Raw genomic sequence first — 17939 nt, forward strand, 5'->3', positions numbered from 1 at the left:
GCTGTTCGACCTCTTCGCCATCCTCGCCCCCAACGGATATGGTTCCGCCAGCCTTGTTTCAGATAGGACCAGGCGTGAGGGCGTTTTTAGACAGGAAGTTGGTAAAACAAACCCTGTTCTTAAACCCTTGCTCTGCGCCCCGCCCCGCCCCCCCCCTCTAGGCCAGCTTTGCTGCGGCTGCTCCGTTAGCTTCAGGATCCCCCGCGCCACAAAAAAGGCCGGGTTTCCCCGGCCTTTCCTAAAACAAGTTGGCTGCAGGTGCCTTTAACCCCGACGGCGACGTCCGCCGCGACCACCCCGGCCCCGTCCCTCTTCGCCTTCTTTGGCGGGGGCTTTGTTGAATTTGATCCATTCGCCACCGTGCGGATCATTGTTGGTGAGGAAGTTGGCAGCACGGATGGCTTCCATTTCCTTGCCCGCCCGCGGTTTCATCGAGCCAAGGCCAAACATGGTGACAAAGGTTTCGTCATCCATGCCTTCGGGCAGAATGATGCCAGAGGCCGCAACCTCTTCCTTCTTGGCGGCCAGCGCCTTTTGTGTCACGGGCAGACCAACCGGGTTCATGATCGCAGAGGTCATGCCGGCGCCCATGGCCATCGGCAGGAAGGCATTGTTGATGCCGTGGCGGTTGGGTAGGCCAAAAGAGATGTTTGACGCGCCACAGGTGGTGTTTACGCCCAGCTCTTCACGCAGACGGCGCACCAGAGCAAAGACCTGCAGGCCAGCTGTTCCCATGGCACCTACGGGCATCACCAGCGGGTCAACCACGATGTCATGCGCTGGAATGCCAAAGTCAGCCGCGCGCTGGACGATCTTTTTCGCCACTTCAAAACGCACATCGGGATCTTCGGAAATCCCGGTGTCGTCGTTGGAGATCGCAACAACCGGCACGTTGTATTTTTTGACCAGCGGCAGGATCTCTTCCAGGCGCTCTTCTTCGCCAGTAACAGAGTTCAGCAGCGGACGGCCTTCGCAGACTTCCAGACCGGCCTCAAGCGCGCCAGGCACAGAGGAATCGATGCACAAAGGCACATCAACAAGCCCCTGAACCAGCTCAACAATCTTCCGCATCAAGGGCGGCTCGGTCTCGTTGGGGTTGGGGTTGGAGTTGTAGACAACACCGGCGTTGATATCGAGCACAGTTGCGCCCGCCAGAACCTGGGCCACCGCGTCTTTTTCAACGGTGGAAAAATCACCGGCTTCCAGCTCCGCTGCGAGTTTTTTACGGCCGGTGGGATTGATCCGTTCGCCAATAACACAGAATGGCTCATCAAAGCCCATAACAGCGGTTTTTGTTTTAGATTCTATAACCGTACGGGTCATTGTTTATCCTTGCGGGTTGACGGGCTGCGCGGATGCGCCGCCGTTGTTGATGGCCCAGGTGGCGTTGGTCTTGATGCCACCCAGCGGGAAGAAATGCACCTTGGTGATGTTAAAGTCCGGGTTTGCCGCCTTGTGCGCCGCCAGATCCGCCAGAACTTCGCCGGGTTCATGTGGCAACAGCAGTTTGGTCACATCCTTGGCGCGCTTTTGCAGCACTTTCAGGGAGGGACCAACACCACAGGCAATGGCAAATTTGATCATGGTCTGCAGCTTCGCCGGACCTGCGATGCCGATGTGGACAGGCAGGTTCATGCCGCGTTCGCTCAGCTCGTTGACCCAGTCAATAACGGGCTGCGCTTCAAAGCAGAACTGGGTGGCCAGAGCCATTTCGGCATCAGTGCGCTTGGAGAATTCCTGTTTCCAGTCCAGCGCGGCATAGGTGTTCGCGCGGCCGCCAGTTGGATCGATGTCGAGGTTAGGCTCTGGATGGCCCGCAACGTTTAGGTTGGTAAATCCTGCCTTGTCGAACAGGCCGGTTTCCAACAGCTGCATCGAGGAGTGGAAATCGCCTTTGGGCTCGGCAACGCCACCGGCCAGCAACAGCGCTTGTTTGACGCCGGCTTCGCCCTGGTAGCGGGCAATCCAATCGCCCAATGTGGCCTCGTCCTTGATAATGCGCGCTGGGAAATGCGGCATGACATCAAAGCCTTCATCGGCAATGCGTTTGGCGGTCGAAACCATGTCTTCGATCGGGGTGCCATCGATATGGGCGATATAAACGCGGGTACCAGCGGGCAGCAGCGCGCGGAAGTCATCGACTTTGGCCGCGGTACGCGGCATCACTTCGATGGAATAGCCCTTCAGAAAGGCCTCCATTTCAGGAGTGACGGGCTGATCCGCGCCAGAGTCGCGTTTTTTAAAGTTCAACAAAGCCATCACGGCCTCCCATAGTGGTGTCAGGCTCACGCCCATCCGTCATTTGCGATCAGTGCTTTGAGGCGTTCCTGATCGTACTCCGCTTCCAGACGTTTGGCCTCGGCCTCGGCAACCTCGCCAGCATCGCCTTCCAGAGCATAGGGCGCGGCTTTGCGCCATTCTGCCAGGTAGGCATCACTGTCCTTGGCATTGACCTTCATGGCTGCCCGGTCGATGGCCTGTTCAAACCGTTCCTCTAATTGACGCTTTGAGCCGCGACGACCTTTGCCCACGATGACCTGCGCGGGGATATCGCGCCAGTAAACGATTGTAACATCCACCATAGCCTGTCCTCCTGAGACGTCTGATAATTTTTGTTTCTAGAGCGTCCCGTTTGACGGAGTACGCCGGATTTCGACACCACTTGGGTTTTGAGCGACGTTTTTCCTTTCTCCTGAATACAAAGCCACCCCGGGTCTGGCCACAGCTGGCCCTTGTCAAAATATTCATCAAACTTATGAGTTTGTCGCAAGCCACCGCCCCCATTTCCCAGACTTGCCTTGGGGCAGTACCGGGAATAGCGCTCAGATGCCCTTGCGCAGCGGGAAGTTGCTCCATAGTCTAGGGGTAACACGATAATCGGAGGGCGTGAATCATGGCGCCCAGGCGTTCCAAAGGTGCAGGCGCGTTTCCCAAAGCGGTTGAAACCCCTGCACCAGCCCGTCCGGATCCCGACGCTCTTTATGCGGCGCTGGATCTTGGCACTAACAGTTGCCGCATGCTGATTGCTCAACCAAAGGGCAGCGGCTTTCATGTGGTGGACAGCTTTTCCAAGTCTGTGCAATTGGGCACAGGGCTTGAACGAACCGGCCGCTTGTCCCGTTCGTCCATGTCGCGCACCATTCAGGCATTGCGGATCTGTCAGCAAAAGCTCAAACGCAACCGCGTCAAACGTATGCGCCTGGTCACCACCGAGGCCTGTCGGCGGGCCAAAAACGCGCGCGATTTCATCCGTCAGGTCAAACGCGAAACCGGGCTGCTGCTGGAAATTATCCAACCCGAAGAGGAAGCGCGCCTGGCGGTGATCTCCTGCGCGCCTTTGGTATCCACAAAAACCGAGCAGCTCCTGGTGGTGGATATCGGAGGTGGCTCGACGGAACTGGTCTGGATTGATCTGTCCTCTGTTCCCAAACGGGACCGGCCCGCCGCCATCATGCGGTTGCATGCCGGTTTTCACACCACCGACAGCCCCTTTCCTTCGGCCAAGGTGGTGGATTGGATCTCGGTGCCGCTGGGGGTGGCCACTCTGCGGGACCAGTTCAACGATGTGGAAGATGACTCGGCACGTTTTGCCTTGATGAGCTGGTTCTTTGAGGAACATCTGGCAGATTTTGCTCCCTACAAGGATGAGCAGGCCCGCGAAGGCTTTCAGATCGTTGGCACCTCAGGTACGGTGACCACTGTTGCTGCCTCGCATCTTGGGTTAAAGCGCTATGACCGCACCAAGGTGGACGGGCTGCGGATGACCAGTGACCAGATCGACAAGGTCATTCGGGGCTATCTGGAGCTGGGGCCATTGGGACGACGACGCGATCCCCGGATCGGCGAAGATCGCCAGGCCCTAATCATGTCCGGGTCCGCCATCCTGCAGGCGCTCTTGCGTTGCTGGCCCACGGATCGGTTGTCTGTTGCGGATCGCGGTCTGCGCGAAGGCCTGCTCTATGCGCAGATGAGCGCGGATGGTGTTTTGGAAGACGGGCCCTTCTGAGGCGCGTAAATGTAATTCACGCCCAGCCCTTCGCTTTTGAAGGCCGCGGCGAAAACGGTGAAGATGATGGCAAAAACGCCTACTGGAAAGACCCCCACTGGCAAGAACACCTCTGGTCGCGGTCAACGAGACCTGAAGGTCAAAGTGAAATCCGCGCGCGGACGCCGATTGAGCTCGACCCGCTGGTTGCAACGTCAGCTAAATGACCCCTATGTCAAACGCGCCCAAGCCGAAGGGTATCGAGGCCGCGCGGCCTATAAGATCATGGAAGTAGACGATAAGTATCGCTTCCTGTTGCCCGGTGCGCGGGTGGTTGACCTGGGCTGTGCCCCCGGTGGATGGGCGCAGGTTGCGGTGAAACGCATCAATGTGATGGGCGAAAAACGCGGTAAGGCCCAGGGACGCATCATCGGTGTTGATCTTCAGGAAATGGAGCCTATGGCCGGCGCCGAATTCCACCAGCTGGATTTCATGGACGAAGGGGCCGATGATCAAGTGAAGGAATGGCTTGGGGGCAAAGCGGATGTTGTGATGTCCGATATGGCGGCCTCCAGCTCTGGTCACAAACAAACCGACCACCTCAAGATTATCGCCCTATGTGAGGCTGCGGCCTATTTTGCCTTTGATGTGCTGGAAGAAGGCGGCACTTTTGTCGCCAAGGTTCTGGCTGGCGGTGCCGAGGGTGAGTTGCAAAAACTGCTGAAAAACAAATTTACTAAGGTGGCCAACGTCAAACCACCGTCATCTCGATCGGACAGCTCGGAAAAATTCGTGGTGGCACTGGGATATAAGGGCGAAGTCTAAAGCGTTCCTCAGTGTTGCCCCATCAGAGAGCGAGAGGCGAGTTCACGCAGCTTTAGAACCTCTTCGCCCTCGCCTTCGCTTTGCAAGGACACCCTCAGTTTTTGTGAGATCTGCTTGGAGACCCTCGCCTTAACCAGAACCTGTTTCGCCAATTCTGCAAGCCGCGGCTCGAAGTCAACACGTGTCATCTTTGTCTTCCTGTTCGTCTACCCTGTGATGTCAGGATAAGAACTGGGTAAGATCGGACCGGGGCCAAAATGTGGCAAGTCTGCCCCATTGTTTCCAATCCGGAAACATGTGCCATTTTTGCACTTCTGTATCTTGCCCTGCCGGAAGAGCCCGTCTGAAGTGGCGGCTATGCCTCTTTGCGCAGATCAATCAGCGCGCTATTGAATTCAGCGCCCAGGATCAAAATCGCCGCATTCACATACAGAAAAATCATCGCTGCCATGGCGCCGGCAAGCCCGGCATAGGTCGCAGAATATTGTGCAATTGACCCCACATAAAAGGCAAAGCCAATCCCAGCGCCCCACCACAGGGCCACCGTAAGGAACGTGCCCGGCAGGATATGAGATAGACGGTGAATGTGCCCAGGCAACAGGAGATGGCATAGAAGCACGGCCACCAGGGGCAACAGCGTTGCCACCAGCCCATGCAGGCCTGAGGTCACATATCCGGAAAGATCCACATCGGGGAAGAATTCAGCAAAATAGGCTAGATAGAGCGGCAATATCACCTCGAACAGGGCGGCAAAGAGGATCCCGCCGCCGCCCAGAATGACAAACCCCAGGCAAAGCAGACGCGACAGCCAAAAAGGACGCAGATCCTCATCGTGATAGGCCTGCACCATGGCCAGCCGAACCGCATTGACGCCATTGGAGGCAAAATAGAGCGCAAAGACGCCGCCGACGGTTATTAATCCCGTGCTCGAGGTCGCGAGTACCGCGTTCAACTCGGCAAGGATCGGCGTTGCGACGGGCTCGGGCCACCCGCCAAAAACCAGATCCACCAATTTGTCCAGCTCAACCCTTTGAGAAAAAACACTGGCCAGAGTGCCCGCGAGAGCAACCGTAAACAATACAAAAGGAAACAGAGCCAGCATCAGCGACATCGCGATATGACTGCTCATCACCCAGCCATTCTTTTTGTTGAACTGCGCAACCGCCTGCCAGAGAGACTTGACCCAAATATTTGAGAAGACGCCAATTTCCATTTCAGAAGACTTTCAATGCCCGTTCGAAATTTTCACTACAATAGGACAAAATACGCTGACATGACAGCTCGGTGCTGGACAGTCCGCGCCCAGGGGTATTGACTAAGAAAAAGCGCACACCCCGCCCTTGCTCACCTGCTGCCGACGATCGACTGGGACCCTGACGCACCAATGGTTTTATCCGTAACCGATGTCACCAAGACAATTCCCCAAAGCGGTCTGGACAGACCAATTCTGGATCGCGTTTCGCTACAGTTACAGGCGGGTCAATCCCTGGCGCTCACCGGTGAGAGTGGCTCGGGAAAAAGTACACTCCTCCATCTTGTTGGGGCGCTGGACGGATTCGACAGTGGAGAGATTGAAGTCGATGGAACCTCACTCAGCTCTCTGGATGAACCTGCGCGCGCCCTGCTGCGTCGCAGCAGTGTATCCGTTATTTTTCAGCAGTTTAACATCATTCCTTCACTTGACGTTTCCGCCAATATCTCGCTGCATGCAAAACTTGCAAACCGCCATGACCCCGCCTGGGAAGCCCAATTGGCGCAACGGCTGGGACTGGAACCACTTTTGTCTCGGTATCCCGAACAGCTGTCAGGCGGGCAACAGCAACGGGTGGCCATCGCGCGCTCCCTTGCCATGCGGCCCAAGCTTCTTTTGGCGGATGAACCAACCGGCAACCTAGATGAAGCCACCGGTGACGCAGTCCTGGGCTTGATGTTGGAACTGGTTCAGGAAAGCCAGACTGCGCTGTTTCTCGTCACCCATTCCCCGACAATTGCCGCCTCTCTCAATCGGCGCTTGCACCTTAGCAATGGCGGATTGACGTGATCGGGCCTGCGCTTTTTACCCTGCTGTCACATTGGCGTCAGCATCGCTTTCAATTGGCTGCTCTCGTTATCGGTTTGGCCCTGGCCACGGCGCTTTGGATGGCCGTCCAGGCGATCAACACCCAGGCCAAGGCCAGCTATGCTGAGGCCGAAGGCTACCTGCAACGCTTTGACCAAGACGCCCTGACCGCTCCGCAGGACAACCTTACGGTCACCGATTATGTAGGGCTTAAACGCAGCGGCTGGCCGCTCTCTCCGGTTCTTGAAGGGCGCATCAGATTGGGTGGCCACAACATTGATATCATTGGGATCGACCTGCTCTCGGCACCCCCAATCACCAGCACCAGCACCAGCACCAGCCCTCAAAGCTCAGAGTCAGATCAAGGTGCCTTTCTGATCTCACTGCTACGGGCGCCAGGCGGTTTGATCCTGCATCCGCAAAGTGCCGCTCCTCTGTCGGAGCGGACAGAAGTCGAAATCCACGCTTCCACAGATGTGCCCCCCGGGCTTGCGATCGGTGACATCGCGACCGTCAGCCGCCTTTTGGCGGAGCCTCACAGGCTGACTCGGCTGATCTACCTGGCGCCAAACGCGCCATCCGCTCGGGCGCTTGCCGCGCTGCCCTCCCATATCACATTCACGCCCGGAAACAGCAGTCGGATCGCTCCGGGGACCCTGACCCAGAGCTTTCATCTGAACCTGACGGCCTTTGGGTTTTTGTCCTTTGTGGTTGGCTTGTTTATCGTGCAGGGCACCATCGGCCTGGCCATGGAGCAGCGGCGCGGGCTGTTCCGGACCCTGCGCTGTTTGGGGGTCCCTATTCGACACCTCATCCTATTGCTGCTGATCGAGACGGCGGCGCTTGCCTTTGCTGCTGCCGCTATTGGACTGATATTAGGATACTTTATCGCAGCAGCCCTACTGCCAGGCGTGGCCGTGACCCTGTCGGGGCTTTATGGTGTGGAAATAGACAATGGGCTGGCGCTCCGTTCTTCATGGATCCTGTCAGGATTTGCCATGACCCTGCTAGGCGCGAGCATTGCCAGCGCTTTTGCGTTTTACTCCCTTTGGAAGCTCCCCATTCTCCAGGCCGCCTCAACTCAGGCCAGAGGCCAGCGTATTCTAAAAAACTTTGCCACCTGGGCGCAGGTCGCCGCTTTCATTTTTGTGACAGGGTGCCTTGCCTACCTTGCTCTCTCTGGGTTGGCTGGTGGCTTTGTTCTTTTGGGCAGCGTCATGTTGTCGGCAGCGCTGTTGCTTCCCCTGTGTCTTTGGCACCTCCTCCTGGCCGGTCAGAGAAAGGCATCCAGCCCGTTGGCACAATGGCTGTGGTCCGATGCACGGGCCCAACTGCCGGGCTTGTCGCTTTCGCTCATGGCATTGATGCTGGCCTTGGCGACAAATATAGGTGTAGGAACAATGGTTTCCAGCTTCAGGTTGACCTTTGATGGTTGGCTCGATCAACGGCTGTCGTCAGAGCTCTATGTGACAGCGCGGGATGATGCGCAGGGAACCCAGCTGCAGCAATGGTTGGAGGAAAAAGGCATCCGCGTTTTGCCAATCCGATTTGATGTGCTGCAACAAAGATCCGGCCAGATCACCATCTACGGGGTGCGAGATGACGCCACTTACCGGGACAACTGGCCGATGCTTGATGCCCTCCCCAGGGCCTGGGATCGATTGTCGGATGGCCAGGGGATTTTGATCAGCGAGCAATTGGCGCGCCGTCAAGGGCTCGAAGCCGGTGACACTATTGCACTGCCTCCAGGTTGGCCGAACAAAATCCTCGGCATCTATGCGGATTATGGCAACCCGCATGGACAGGCGATTGTCTCGATGGCTGCACTGTTGCGCAACGCGCCAGATGCCACCAACCAGCGGTTCGGGCTGCGTCTGGACGCTAGCGAAACTCCTGCACTCATCAAAGAAATCCAGGAAGAATTTGATCTGGAAAGAGAAAACATCACTGAACAAGAAAAGATCAAAGCCGCCTCCCGCCGTATTTTCAACCAGACCTTCCGCGTCACGGACAGTCTGAAACTGCTCACGCTTGGGGTTGCCAGTTTTGCCATGTTCATCAGCCTGGTCACACTCTGGAGCCAGCGTCTGCCTCAGTTGGGGCCGGTATGGGCCATGGGGGTCAGCCGCAAGACCCTTGCCTTGATCGACATTCTGCGCAGTCTCCTGATGGCGGGTCTGACCGCGCTGCTGGCCCTGCCACTGGGACTGTTCCTGTCCTGGACACTATTGGTCGTGATCAATACCGAAGCCTTTGGCTGGCGTCTTCCCCTCTATCTGTTCCCGCTAGATTGGCTCTGGCTGGTCCTTCTCTCCTTGCTGGCGGCTTTGCTGGCGGCGCTGCTGCCGGCCTGGCGCTTGTTCCACCTACACCCCAGTGAGTTACTAAAGGTGTTTTCCAGTGAGCGTTAACCGGTTCCTTTTGTGTCTGAGCCTCCTTGTCCCCAGCTCTTGCTTTGCCCAGGGGTTTGCTGGCTTGGGAACCCAAGCCGATGGCTTTGCCATCCCGGAGCCAAATTACCGTTTCCAGTTCCCCGCAGATCACGGCGCCCATCCAAATTTTCGCATTGAATGGTGGTATTTGACCGCTAATCTTAAAGACGAAATGGGGGAGGAATACGGGGTTCAATGGACCCTGTTCCGCAGCGCTCTTGCCCCCGGCGAAGCCGAGGGCTGGCAAAGCCCCCAGATCTGGATGGGTCATGCGGGCCTCACCAGCGCCTCTGCGCATTTCTCGGCAGAGCGCCTTGCCCGTGGCGGCATTGGGCAGGCGGGCGTCACCCTCGCCCCATTTGAGGCCTGGATTGATGACTGGAAAATGACGGGAGCCGAGGATCTGTCTCAATTGGATCTGGCAGCAACCGGGGGTGATTTCTCCTATGCTCTCAAGGCTCAGGCCGAGGGCCCCCTGGTTTTTCAAGGGGATCGCGGCTATTCAATAAAATCCCCCGAGGGCCAGGCCAGCTATTACTACTCGCAACCCAATTACCGGATGGAAGGGACACTCACCCTGCCCTCTGGCCCCGTGTCAGTTCGAGGTAACGGCTGGCTGGACCGGGAATGGTCAAGCCAGCCCCTGTCTGAAAATCAGAGCGGTTGGGACTGGTTTTCGCTCCGCTTTGACAGCGGCGACAAGCTCATGGGTTTTGTGTTGCGAGGCAAAAACGGGATCGAAGATTTCCGCTCTGGCACCTGGATTTCTGCCTCTGGCGCAGTGGAGCCCTTGGCGCCAGGCGCCTTTGAGGCAGCGCCGCTGGAATGGGAGGAAGTTGCTCAGCGTCAGGTTCCGGTTCGATGGCGGGTGAAACTGCCAGAACGCGGTGTTTCCGTTACAGTAGAGGCTCTTAACCGACAAAGCTGGATGGATGTTGCCTTTGCCTATTGGGAAGGTCCGGTCACGGTTTCCGGCAGCCACAATGGCACAGGCTATTTAGAGATGACTGGATACCAGTAGGAAAATGGCAAAAGGGGCGCCCGTGAGCGCCCCTTTGATTATCACGCGCCCTTAGGACCGCGAACTACAAAGACCGAACATTCTGAATGCCGGGTAACCCGGGCCGCGTTGGGCCCGAGCAGATAGTCCTTGAGATCCGGCTTATGCGCGCCGATCACAATGAGGTCGCTGCCAGCGGCCTCGGCCACCTTCAGGATCTCTTGATAGGCTGTGCCGGTCGCCACCACATGGCGGACCTTTGCATTTTGGTCCTCGCCGAGAATTTCAGCGCAAACCGATTTGAGCCGAGCGGTGGTGTCCTCCACCGCCTTCTCATGGTGATGGCTTTCAAAGAACCCCGAAACCCAGCTCTCGCCAAAATCAGGCAGGACATTGACCACATCCAGTTGAGCCCCGTCCAGATCGGCCAGTTTCGCCGCCTGTTCAAGAACCAATCGGTCGGTTTCCTTGTCGCTCAGCTCAACCGCACAAAGTACAGATTTTATCATGCTGTGACTTCCTCTCTGCGGGCACGGCCGCGTTGCATCATAGCGATCAGACCCAGCAACAAAAGCGCTGGAATGAACACCAACTCCTTAGGCATCTGGTCCGCTGGGGCTAGGATTTCTTTCACAAAAACAGGGCTATCCCCGTAAAAGTCAAAGCTGCCCAGATCCTGTTCCGCAGGCGTTCCAAAGCCTGGTGCATCCAGGTTCATCTGATCCGCCTCTGGCAAAAGAACCAGCCCCGCTTTCTCTGCCATGGCAGCGCCATCCAAACCCTCCAGAACCTCAACAACCAGAGTGGTTGAGGCGATTTCACCGGTGTCAAAGTCCGGGCCTTCAATCGTCAGGCGCAGTTCCTGCCCTGCCTCTGCCGTCCCAAGCACCTGAACCAGTTCGGTTGGGGCAACTTGCGAGTGGGGCGGCATGATCCGGTTCATGAAGAAATCGGGCCGGAACAGCGCAAAGGCGACAAAGACCAAAAGGAAGCTCTCATAGAGCCTGCTGCGGGTGACAAAATAGCCCATGGTGCCAGCGGTAAAGACCAGGATGGCGATGGTTGCTGATATGGCAACCAATATGCCTTGGGTCCAGGTGACATCTATCAACAACAGGTCTGTGTTGAAGATAAAGACAAAGGGCAAAGCCACTGTTCGCAAACTATAAAAGAAGGCGACAAAGCCGGTTCGGATGGCGTCACCGCCCGATACAGCGGCAGCGGCAAAGCTGGCAAGCCCTACCGGTGGCGTCACATCAGCCATGATCCCAAAGTAGAAGACAAAGAGATGCACAGCGATCAGCGGCACGATCAGACCGGACTGCGCGCCCAGTTCGACCACAACCCCCGCCATCAACGAGCTGACAACGATATAGTTAGCGGTGGTCGGCAGCCCCATGCCCAGAACCAGTGACAACAAACCAACGCAGAGCAGAACAAAGACCAAAATGGTCCCGGTCATATCTGCCGCGCGCTCCGCCACGGTGCCCTGGAAACTGGTGATGCCAACCAGATCAGTTAGCGGGCTAATAGCATGCACGACAACTGCGCTCAGATAGGTGAGCCCATAGGCCATGGTTTCCACCAGATCCGCCATGACTTGACCAACACCGGTCAGCGTCACAGTACCGACGATTACCCCGGCAGTGGCCGTGGCCAGGGCGATCCCGATCATATTGCGCGAGCCATCAATCAAGCCGCTCCACAGATCATGACATCCATCAGCAAAGGTCGACAGCATGTTGCTTTGATTGCGGAAAAACGCCTTGATCGGTTTCTGGGTCAACAGGATCACAAAGAGCAGCGCCGTGGCCCAGAAGGCCGACAGCCCAGGGGATTTCTGTTCGATCATCAGGAAATAGACCAGCACCACAATGGGAAGCAGATAGTGCAGGCCGGCCTTGTAGATCTTGGAGATATCCGGCAGTTCCACTTCTTTTGCATTGGGATCATCAGGTTCCAGATCCGGAATGCCTGCGGCCAGAGCGACCAGCGCCACATAGATGGCAAAGACCACGCCAAACATCAGAACTCCGGCAAAGCTCGGCACCCATCTATAGGCCGCTTCCACCGGGAACTGGCTGCCATAGCAAAGCCCCGCAAAGACTGCAAAGAAGCTGGCCATGCCGAGAATGGTACGTGCCATATGGACTTCGCGGTTGCCCAGGGTGGGCATGTTCCGCTTCACCGCCTCCAGATGTACGATATAGACCAAAGCGATGTATGAAATCGCCGCTGGCAGAAAGGCATGGGTGATCACCTCAACGTAGGAAATGCCCACATATTCCACCATCAAGAAAGCCGCAGCCCCCATGACGGGTGGCATAATCTGACCATTGACCGAGGAAGCAACTTCTACCGAGCCGGCCTGTTCCGAAGAAAACCCGACACGTTTCATCAGCGGGATGGTAAAGGTGCCGGTGGTGACAACATTGGCAATCGAGGAGCCTGAGATAAGACCCGTTGCAGCGGAGCCAACAACAGCTGCCTTAGCCGGACCACCGCGCAGGTGCCCCAGGGCACCAAAGGCCATCTTGATGAAGTAGTTCCCAGCGCCTGCCTTATCAAGAAGAGCGCCGAAGAGCACAAAAAGAAAGACAAATTTTGTTGAGACCCCAAGAGCGATACCAAAGACCCCTTCGGAGGTGATCCACATATGGCTCATCGCTTTTTTCAGGCTGGCACCTTTCCAGCGGATGACTTCCGGCACCCAGTCAGAGGACCCAAAGAAGACATAGGCCAGGAAGATCGTGGCGATGATTGCCATCGCCGGACCAAGAGCGCGACGCGCCGCTTCAAACAGGATCAACAGGCCAGCCAGCGCGTAGAACTTGTCGATATCATCCGCCAGGCCGCCACTGTCGACGATCTTTTGATAGTTGAGGAAACCATAGATGGCGACAAAGACACCTGCCCCGGCCAAGGCCCAATCCTGTACCGGAACAAAATCGCTCTCAGGTTCCGAGGATTGCTTCAGATAGGAGAGCACAAACCAGGCAGCAACCGCCAGGCCAAGCAGCAAAGCGACCATCTGCAGGGGGCTGCTCCAGCCGCCCAACAGATATTGGCCAAATACCGCAAATGCGCTGTAGGACAGGGTTGCAATGGCAGCAAACATGCCAATGGCACTGGCGACCCGTTCAATACCGGTGGCAATGCCACTGCCATTCAGATAGGTCGGTGCGACCAGGGCCAGCGCAACGAGCGCGCCCACCAGAACGGCGCTATTCATCGACAGTTCAGGGGACAGGGTTACCATGACCGCCACAGTGAAAGCGCCCAGCCCGAGGACGGTTCCTAGATGGCCAAGCGCAAAGGAAATCAGGTTCCGGCTTTCGCGCCCCATGGCGGGATAGGCCATAAAGCCAAGCATCAGCGCAAAGGCCAGATGGATCAGACGCGAGTTGTTATTGACCGCACCGGGCAACAGGTAGTTTGCCAAGGGTGAGGCCAGAATGACTTGGAAAACAGACCAGCTGACAGCGATGACGGCAAGGGATAGGCCCACAGCTCCAACCGGGTTGCGCGCACCCGCATCAGAGGAGGCAACCAGATCCTGCAGTTCATCTTCGCTAAGCGGTCGATTTCCCTGAACATCGGATGTCATGGATAATCTCCCATACAGACCAAGGCCATCGTTTGGGGAATAAGTCCTCAGTCACGGACCCTGTCTGACATTTTTGGTTTTGGGGGGCAGCCCCTCTTAAATGGAAAGGGGCACGAAACCGCGCCCCTCTCTCATGTCGTTGGATCTATTACTCGATCCAGCCTTGTTCACGGTAGTATTTGGCGGCGCCGTCATGCAGCGGAGCCGAGAGACCATCGGCGATCATTTCCTCGGGCTTCAGGTTCGCAAAAGCTGGGTGCAGCTTACGGAAAGCGTCGAAGTTTTCAAAAACCGATTTAACAACCGCATAGACAGCCTCTTCGGGAACATCGGTCGAGGACACAAAGGTCGCGCCCACACCAAAGGTCTGGGTGTCTGCGTCCGAACCACGATACATGCCGCCGGGGATGGTGGCGGTGCGATAGAAGGCATTGTCAGCAACCAAGGTGTCGACGGCTTCGCCATCAACGGTGACCAAAACGGAGTCACAGGCGGTGGTGGCTTCCTGGATCGAACCCGATGGGTGGCCAACGGTGTAGATCATTGCATCGATCTGGTTGTCACACAGAGCTGCAGACTGTTCGGCGGCTTTCAGCTCGGTTGCCAGAGCAAAATCTTCCATGCCCCAGCCCTTGGCGCCCATCAGAACTTCCATGGTGCCGCGCTGACCGGACCCAGGGTTGCCGATGTTGACGCGCTTGCCTTTCAGGTCGTCAAAGCTGGCAATGCCTGCATCGGCACGGGCTACAACCGTAAAGGGTTCAGGGTGCACAGAAAAGACTGCGCGCAGGCCTTCATAGGCGCCCTTGTCTTCAAACTTGGAGGTGCCATGGTAGGCATGGTGCTGCCAATCGGACTGAGCAACGCCAAACTGCAGCTCGCCTTCGCGGATGGTATTGATGTTGTAGACCGACCCACCAGTGGATTCGACGGCGCATTTGAAACCGTGCTCTTTGCGGCTCTTGTTCACCAGACGGCAGATCGCACCACCCGTTGGGTAATACACACCCGTCACACCGCCGGTACCGATTGTGATGTATTCCTGCGCCTGCACAGCTGGTGCCATGAAGGCCGCAGCAACAATGGCGCCAACGGTAAGTTTTGTATGTTTCATGTTAGATCTCTCCCACGATATTTTATTCATGAAATCACGCCGCTCTACGTTGGAGCGACGATGGCTACACGCACCCTTTTCACCGACAGCCGATTGGCCAAGGCGATGACAAAGAGGTGATCTGATCGCACTATCCAAGCTAGTCCCCAGCGGTCCCGGCCTGTCAAGCGCTTCAAATTCAAGCTAAGTGGATGTGACGGCACTTTCCTCGCATGTGACAAAAGCCCGCCAAATTTCCCCTGCGCTCTCCCCCTAAAGAGTCGCCGCACTGTGTCAGATTGTCGCAATGTTGCGCAAGAGGCTTCTCGACTTGCCCGATGGTTTGAAGTTGGTTTTTCGAATTTTCCCGCAGAAATCAGGGGAAATATCTTGAATACTCAAATGGAATAATGACAGGAGTTCAAAAACAACCTAAGTTCCCGCGAAAAACAAAAACAACCCAAGCGCGAGTCGCTTTTGTGTCCACAAGGGGAATGAAGCTTGATTCTACTCAGCGAGCTGGTCGCCAACAACCCGATGGTTCAGGATTTCTGGTCCCTGGAAAGATGCGTCTCTGCGGCGGCGCGACATATGCCTGAACAGCAGGAACCGACAGAACTTTCGCTCCGTTTAGATGTGGAGCCCGAATTCAGATCAACCCCGCGCAAATGGCAATTGATCCTCCAGGCTGCCCACGAACGCGGTTTGCGGGCAAGACAGGCAGCCCAATAGGCAACCGGTCTGCACCGCTATTGATGGACATATCTGCCCGTGGTGTGATCAAGTATGGGGCCAATCTCTGCGGCAGGTCAGGAGACGTCACAGCCTCTGCTATTCGGTTTTTTCACCATCTCTCGCCTTCCTGGCATGACATCTGTCATATAGGTATGATCAAAGCTGGCTAAGCTAGCAGAAAAAACCTCACTCGACCCGCCCCCTAATTTTGCAGGTCGCGGCCCTTGCGGAGATTTCTCATGAAAGTTGACGGCACCCCCTATCGCTCCCTTTGGTGGGACGCTGACGCCGATGCCCTGCACATTATTGACCAACGCTGGCTACCGCATGACTTTCGCATCGAACAGCTGGACAGCCTGGCAGATTATGCCAATGCTATCAAAGATATGCATGTACGCGGAGCACCGTTGATTGGCGCCACCGCAGCCTATGGGATGGCGCTGGCCATGCGGCAGGACCCCAGTGATGGCAACCTGTCAAGCACCTGGGACATGCTGAACCAAACTCGGCCCACTGCCATCAATCTGCGCTGGGCCCTGAACCGCTGCCGCGATCTCTTGCTGGGGTTGCCTGTGTCCCAGCGCGGCCAGGCAGCGCTTACCCTGGCGCATGAGATTGCCGAGGAAGACGTCGACATCAACCGACGCATCGGTCTGCACGGGCTGGAATTGATCCAGGAAATCGCCGCCCAGAAAGCAGATGGCAACCCTGTACGGCTGTTAACCCACTGTAATGCAGGCTGGATTGCCACCGTCGACTGGGGCACAGCCACCAGCCCGATGTATCATGCTCATGATGCGGGTATTCCCCTGCATGTCTGGGTGGATGAGACTCGCCCTCGCAATCAAGGCGCCCTCACCGCCTGGGAGTTGGGCAGCCATGGCATCAGCCACAGCTATATCACGGACAACGCCGGCGGCCATCTGATGCAGCATGGGCTGGTCGACATGGTGATCACCGGGACAGATCGCACCACCCGCCAGGGCGATGTTTGCAATAAGATCGGCACCTATCTCAAAGCCCTGGCAGCGCGGGACAACGAAATCCCCTTTTATGTCGCCCTGCCCTCGCCCACAATCGATTGGACCGTGCTGAATGGCCTCAAGGAAATCCCGATCGAAGACCGCGCCGCGGAGGAAATCAGCCATGTGCAGGGGCGAACCGAGGATGGACGCATCGCGACCCTGCAGGTGACACCGCTGGGCACACCCACCGCCAACCCAGCCTTTGATGTCACCCCCAATCACTTGGTGACCGGGCTCATCACCGAGCGGGGCGTTTGTGAGGCCTCCGAGGCGGGCTTGTCGGCGCTGTTCCCTGAGAAATCTGCCGCGACTTCTGCGACAAAGGGCTGATCAGATGACCTCAGAATACTCCGACACAACCGAGACCCGGCAAGCAATCATTGAGGCCTGCCTTTCTATGCAGGCGGCAGGTGTAAACCAGGGCGTGTCCGGCAATATCTCTTTGCGCACCACAGAGGGCATGTTGATCACGCCCTCGGGTCTGGATTACGACAAGATGCAGGCGGACATGCTGGTCCTGATGCCGCTGGATGGCACGCCAATCCGCCCTGGTCAGATGAAACCATCCTCCGAGTGGCAATTTCACCGGGACATATTATTGGCCAAACCTGGCGAGATGGCCGTTGTTCACGCCCATCCCGTTTACTGCACTGCGCTGGCCATGAACCGCCAGCCAATTCCGGCCTGCCACTACATGGTGGCGGCCTTTGGCGGGAATGATATTCCCGTCGCCGACTATGCGCTGTTTGGCAGTCAGGCGCTCTCAGATCAGGTGCTTCATGCATTGAAGCACCGGTCCGGCTGTCTCATGGCAAACCATGGCGCTGTGGTGACCGGCGACACGCTCGCGCGGGCGTTGTGGCGCATGGTGGAACTCGAAACTCTGGCCAAGGGCTACGTTACGTCTCTGAGCATCGGAACCCCAAAGGTTCTGAATGCCGGGCAAATGACTGAGGTAAAAAAAGCCTTTGCGGATTACGGACTTAAAACCACGTAGTCACGGGCTTCAGACGCATGACAGGGGAAGATAGGCTGCCGCTGTCGTCCCTAAACAAGCCCTATTTGGGCAGAATACATAAAGAGAGGATTGCTCTGATCCTAGGATCATGACTCATAGCCAATAAATGACTAGGGCTGCGAAGGCTATGGTGGACAGGAAAACCTTGAGACAGCGTCAT

The 17939-nt window shown here is 56.8% G+C and carries 15 protein-coding genes; 7 read left to right on the forward strand and 8 right to left on the reverse strand.

Annotated elements, in window-relative coordinates:
- Positions 1-264 precede the first annotated feature (264 nt).
- Genes AN476_RS16980 through AN476_RS16990 form a run of 3 tightly spaced genes read right to left on the reverse strand, consistent with a single transcriptional unit; the run spans position 265 to position 2582 of the window.
- On the reverse strand, positions 265-1323 hold the full coding sequence (locus AN476_RS16980) for a methyltetrahydrofolate cobalamin methyltransferase (RefSeq protein WP_054462813.1): 1059 nt from the start codon (positions 1321-1323) through the stop codon (positions 265-267).
- Between the two features lie 3 nt (positions 1324-1326).
- Positions 1327-2259: a methylenetetrahydrofolate reductase gene (locus tag AN476_RS16985; RefSeq protein WP_054462845.1), complete on the reverse strand. Its 933-nt coding sequence runs from the start codon at positions 2257-2259 to the stop codon at positions 1327-1329.
- Positions 2260-2285: 26 nt separating this feature from the next.
- The gene (locus AN476_RS16990; protein ID WP_054462815.1) at positions 2286-2582 is read right to left on the reverse strand and encodes a virulence factor; all 297 of its coding nucleotides are present in this window, start codon (positions 2580-2582) and stop codon (positions 2286-2288) included.
- Positions 2583-2893: 311 nt separating this feature from the next.
- Here AN476_RS16990 and AN476_RS16995 point away from each other — a divergent pair, with 311 nt between their 5' ends.
- Both AN476_RS16995 and AN476_RS17000 read left to right on the forward strand, forming a co-directional pair.
- Positions 2894-4006 carry a Ppx/GppA phosphatase family protein gene (locus tag AN476_RS16995; protein ID WP_054462816.1) on the forward strand — a complete coding sequence of 371 codons (1113 nt, stop codon included), beginning with the start codon at positions 2894-2896 and terminating at the stop codon, positions 4004-4006.
- A gap of 66 nt (positions 4007-4072) precedes the next feature.
- Complete coding sequence (locus AN476_RS17000) at positions 4073-4810, forward strand: RlmE family RNA methyltransferase (RefSeq protein WP_054462847.1); 738 nt, start codon at positions 4073-4075, stop codon at positions 4808-4810.
- 8 nt (positions 4811-4818) lie between these two features.
- Here the strand turns inward: AN476_RS17000 and AN476_RS17005 are convergent, their stop codons facing one another.
- Positions 4819-4998 (reverse strand): hypothetical protein, encoded by a 180-nt coding sequence (locus AN476_RS17005; protein ID WP_054462817.1) that lies wholly within the window; start codon positions 4996-4998, stop codon positions 4819-4821.
- Positions 4999-5165: 167 nt separating this feature from the next.
- Complete coding sequence (locus AN476_RS17010; protein WP_054462818.1) at positions 5166-6023, reverse strand: YihY/virulence factor BrkB family protein; 858 nt, start codon at positions 6021-6023, stop codon at positions 5166-5168.
- A 171-nt stretch (positions 6024-6194) separates the two neighbouring features.
- Between AN476_RS17010 and AN476_RS17015 the strand changes: the two genes are divergently transcribed.
- The 3 genes from AN476_RS17015 (at position 6195) to AN476_RS17025 (ending at position 10322) form a co-directional block, all read left to right on the forward strand.
- Complete coding sequence (locus AN476_RS17015) at positions 6195-6851, forward strand: ABC transporter ATP-binding protein (protein WP_054462819.1); 657 nt, start codon at positions 6195-6197, stop codon at positions 6849-6851.
- Positions 6848-9280: an FtsX-like permease family protein gene (locus AN476_RS17020; RefSeq protein ID WP_054462821.1), complete on the forward strand. Its 2433-nt coding sequence runs from the start codon at positions 6848-6850 to the stop codon at positions 9278-9280. Before AN476_RS17015 ends, AN476_RS17020 begins: the two co-directional genes overlap by 4 nt.
- A 64-nt stretch (positions 9281-9344) precedes the next feature.
- Positions 9345-10322 (forward strand): lipocalin-like domain-containing protein, encoded by a 978-nt coding sequence (locus AN476_RS17025; protein WP_083464376.1) that lies wholly within the window; start codon positions 9345-9347, stop codon positions 10320-10322.
- A gap of 41 nt (positions 10323-10363) precedes the next feature.
- Here the strand turns inward: AN476_RS17025 and AN476_RS17030 are convergent, their stop codons facing one another.
- From AN476_RS17030 to AN476_RS17040, 3 genes are all read right to left on the reverse strand, one after another.
- Complete coding sequence (locus tag AN476_RS17030; protein WP_054462824.1) at positions 10364-10810, reverse strand: universal stress protein; 447 nt, start codon at positions 10808-10810, stop codon at positions 10364-10366.
- Complete coding sequence (locus tag AN476_RS17035) at positions 10807-13908, reverse strand: TRAP transporter permease (protein WP_157063791.1); 3102 nt, start codon at positions 13906-13908, stop codon at positions 10807-10809. Before AN476_RS17035 ends, AN476_RS17030 begins: the two co-directional genes overlap by 4 nt.
- A 148-nt stretch (positions 13909-14056) precedes the next feature.
- Positions 14057-15022, reverse strand: coding sequence for a TAXI family TRAP transporter solute-binding subunit (locus tag AN476_RS17040; RefSeq protein ID WP_054462826.1), 966 nt, complete (start codon positions 15020-15022; stop codon positions 14057-14059).
- Between the two features lie 953 nt (positions 15023-15975).
- On the opposite strand from AN476_RS17040, the gene mtnA reads away from it, so the two are divergent.
- Complete coding sequence (mtnA, locus tag AN476_RS17050; protein WP_054462828.1) at positions 15976-17091, forward strand: S-methyl-5-thioribose-1-phosphate isomerase; 1116 nt, start codon at positions 15976-15978, stop codon at positions 17089-17091.
- 4 nt (positions 17092-17095) lie between these two features.
- Positions 17096-17758, forward strand: a complete 663-nt coding sequence (locus tag AN476_RS17055) for a class II aldolase/adducin family protein (protein WP_054462833.1) — start codon at positions 17096-17098, stop codon at positions 17756-17758.
- Positions 17759-17939: the final 181 nt, after the last annotated feature.

This window comes from Phaeobacter sp. 11ANDIMAR09, assembly GCF_001294455.1.
In the GTDB taxonomy this organism is placed as follows: Bacteria; Pseudomonadota; Alphaproteobacteria; order Rhodobacterales; family Rhodobacteraceae; genus Pseudophaeobacter.

Coding starts and splice junctions, on each gene's coding strand:
- AN476_RS16980 (WP_054462813.1), bottom strand. CDS start 1,323: ATGACCCGTACGGTTATAGAATCTAAAACAAAAACCGCTGTTATGGGC.
- AN476_RS16985 (WP_054462845.1), bottom strand. CDS start 2,259: ATGGCTTTGTTGAACTTTAAAAAACGCGACTCTGGCGCGGATCAGCCC.
- AN476_RS16990 (WP_054462815.1), bottom strand. CDS start 2,582: ATGGTGGATGTTACAATCGTTTACTGGCGCGATATCCCCGCGCAGGTC.
- AN476_RS16995 (WP_054462816.1), top strand. CDS start 2,894: ATGGCGCCCAGGCGTTCCAAAGGTGCAGGCGCGTTTCCCAAAGCGGTT.
- AN476_RS17000 (WP_054462847.1), top strand. CDS start 4,073: ATGGCAAAAACGCCTACTGGAAAGACCCCCACTGGCAAGAACACCTCT.
- AN476_RS17005 (WP_054462817.1), bottom strand. CDS start 4,998: ATGACACGTGTTGACTTCGAGCCGCGGCTTGCAGAATTGGCGAAACAG.
- AN476_RS17010 (WP_054462818.1), bottom strand. CDS start 6,023: ATGGAAATTGGCGTCTTCTCAAATATTTGGGTCAAGTCTCTCTGGCAG.
- AN476_RS17015 (WP_054462819.1), top strand. CDS start 6,195: ATGGTTTTATCCGTAACCGATGTCACCAAGACAATTCCCCAAAGCGGT.
- AN476_RS17030 (WP_054462824.1), bottom strand. CDS start 10,810: ATGATAAAATCTGTACTTTGTGCGGTTGAGCTGAGCGACAAGGAAACC.
- AN476_RS17035 (WP_157063791.1), bottom strand. CDS start 13,908: ATGACATCCGATGTTCAGGGAAATCGACCGCTTAGCGAAGATGAACTG.
- AN476_RS17040 (WP_054462826.1), bottom strand. CDS start 15,022: ATGAAACATACAAAACTTACCGTTGGCGCCATTGTTGCTGCGGCCTTC.
- mtnA (WP_054462828.1), top strand. CDS start 15,976: ATGAAAGTTGACGGCACCCCCTATCGCTCCCTTTGGTGGGACGCTGAC.
- AN476_RS17055 (WP_054462833.1), top strand. CDS start 17,096: ATGACCTCAGAATACTCCGACACAACCGAGACCCGGCAAGCAATCATT.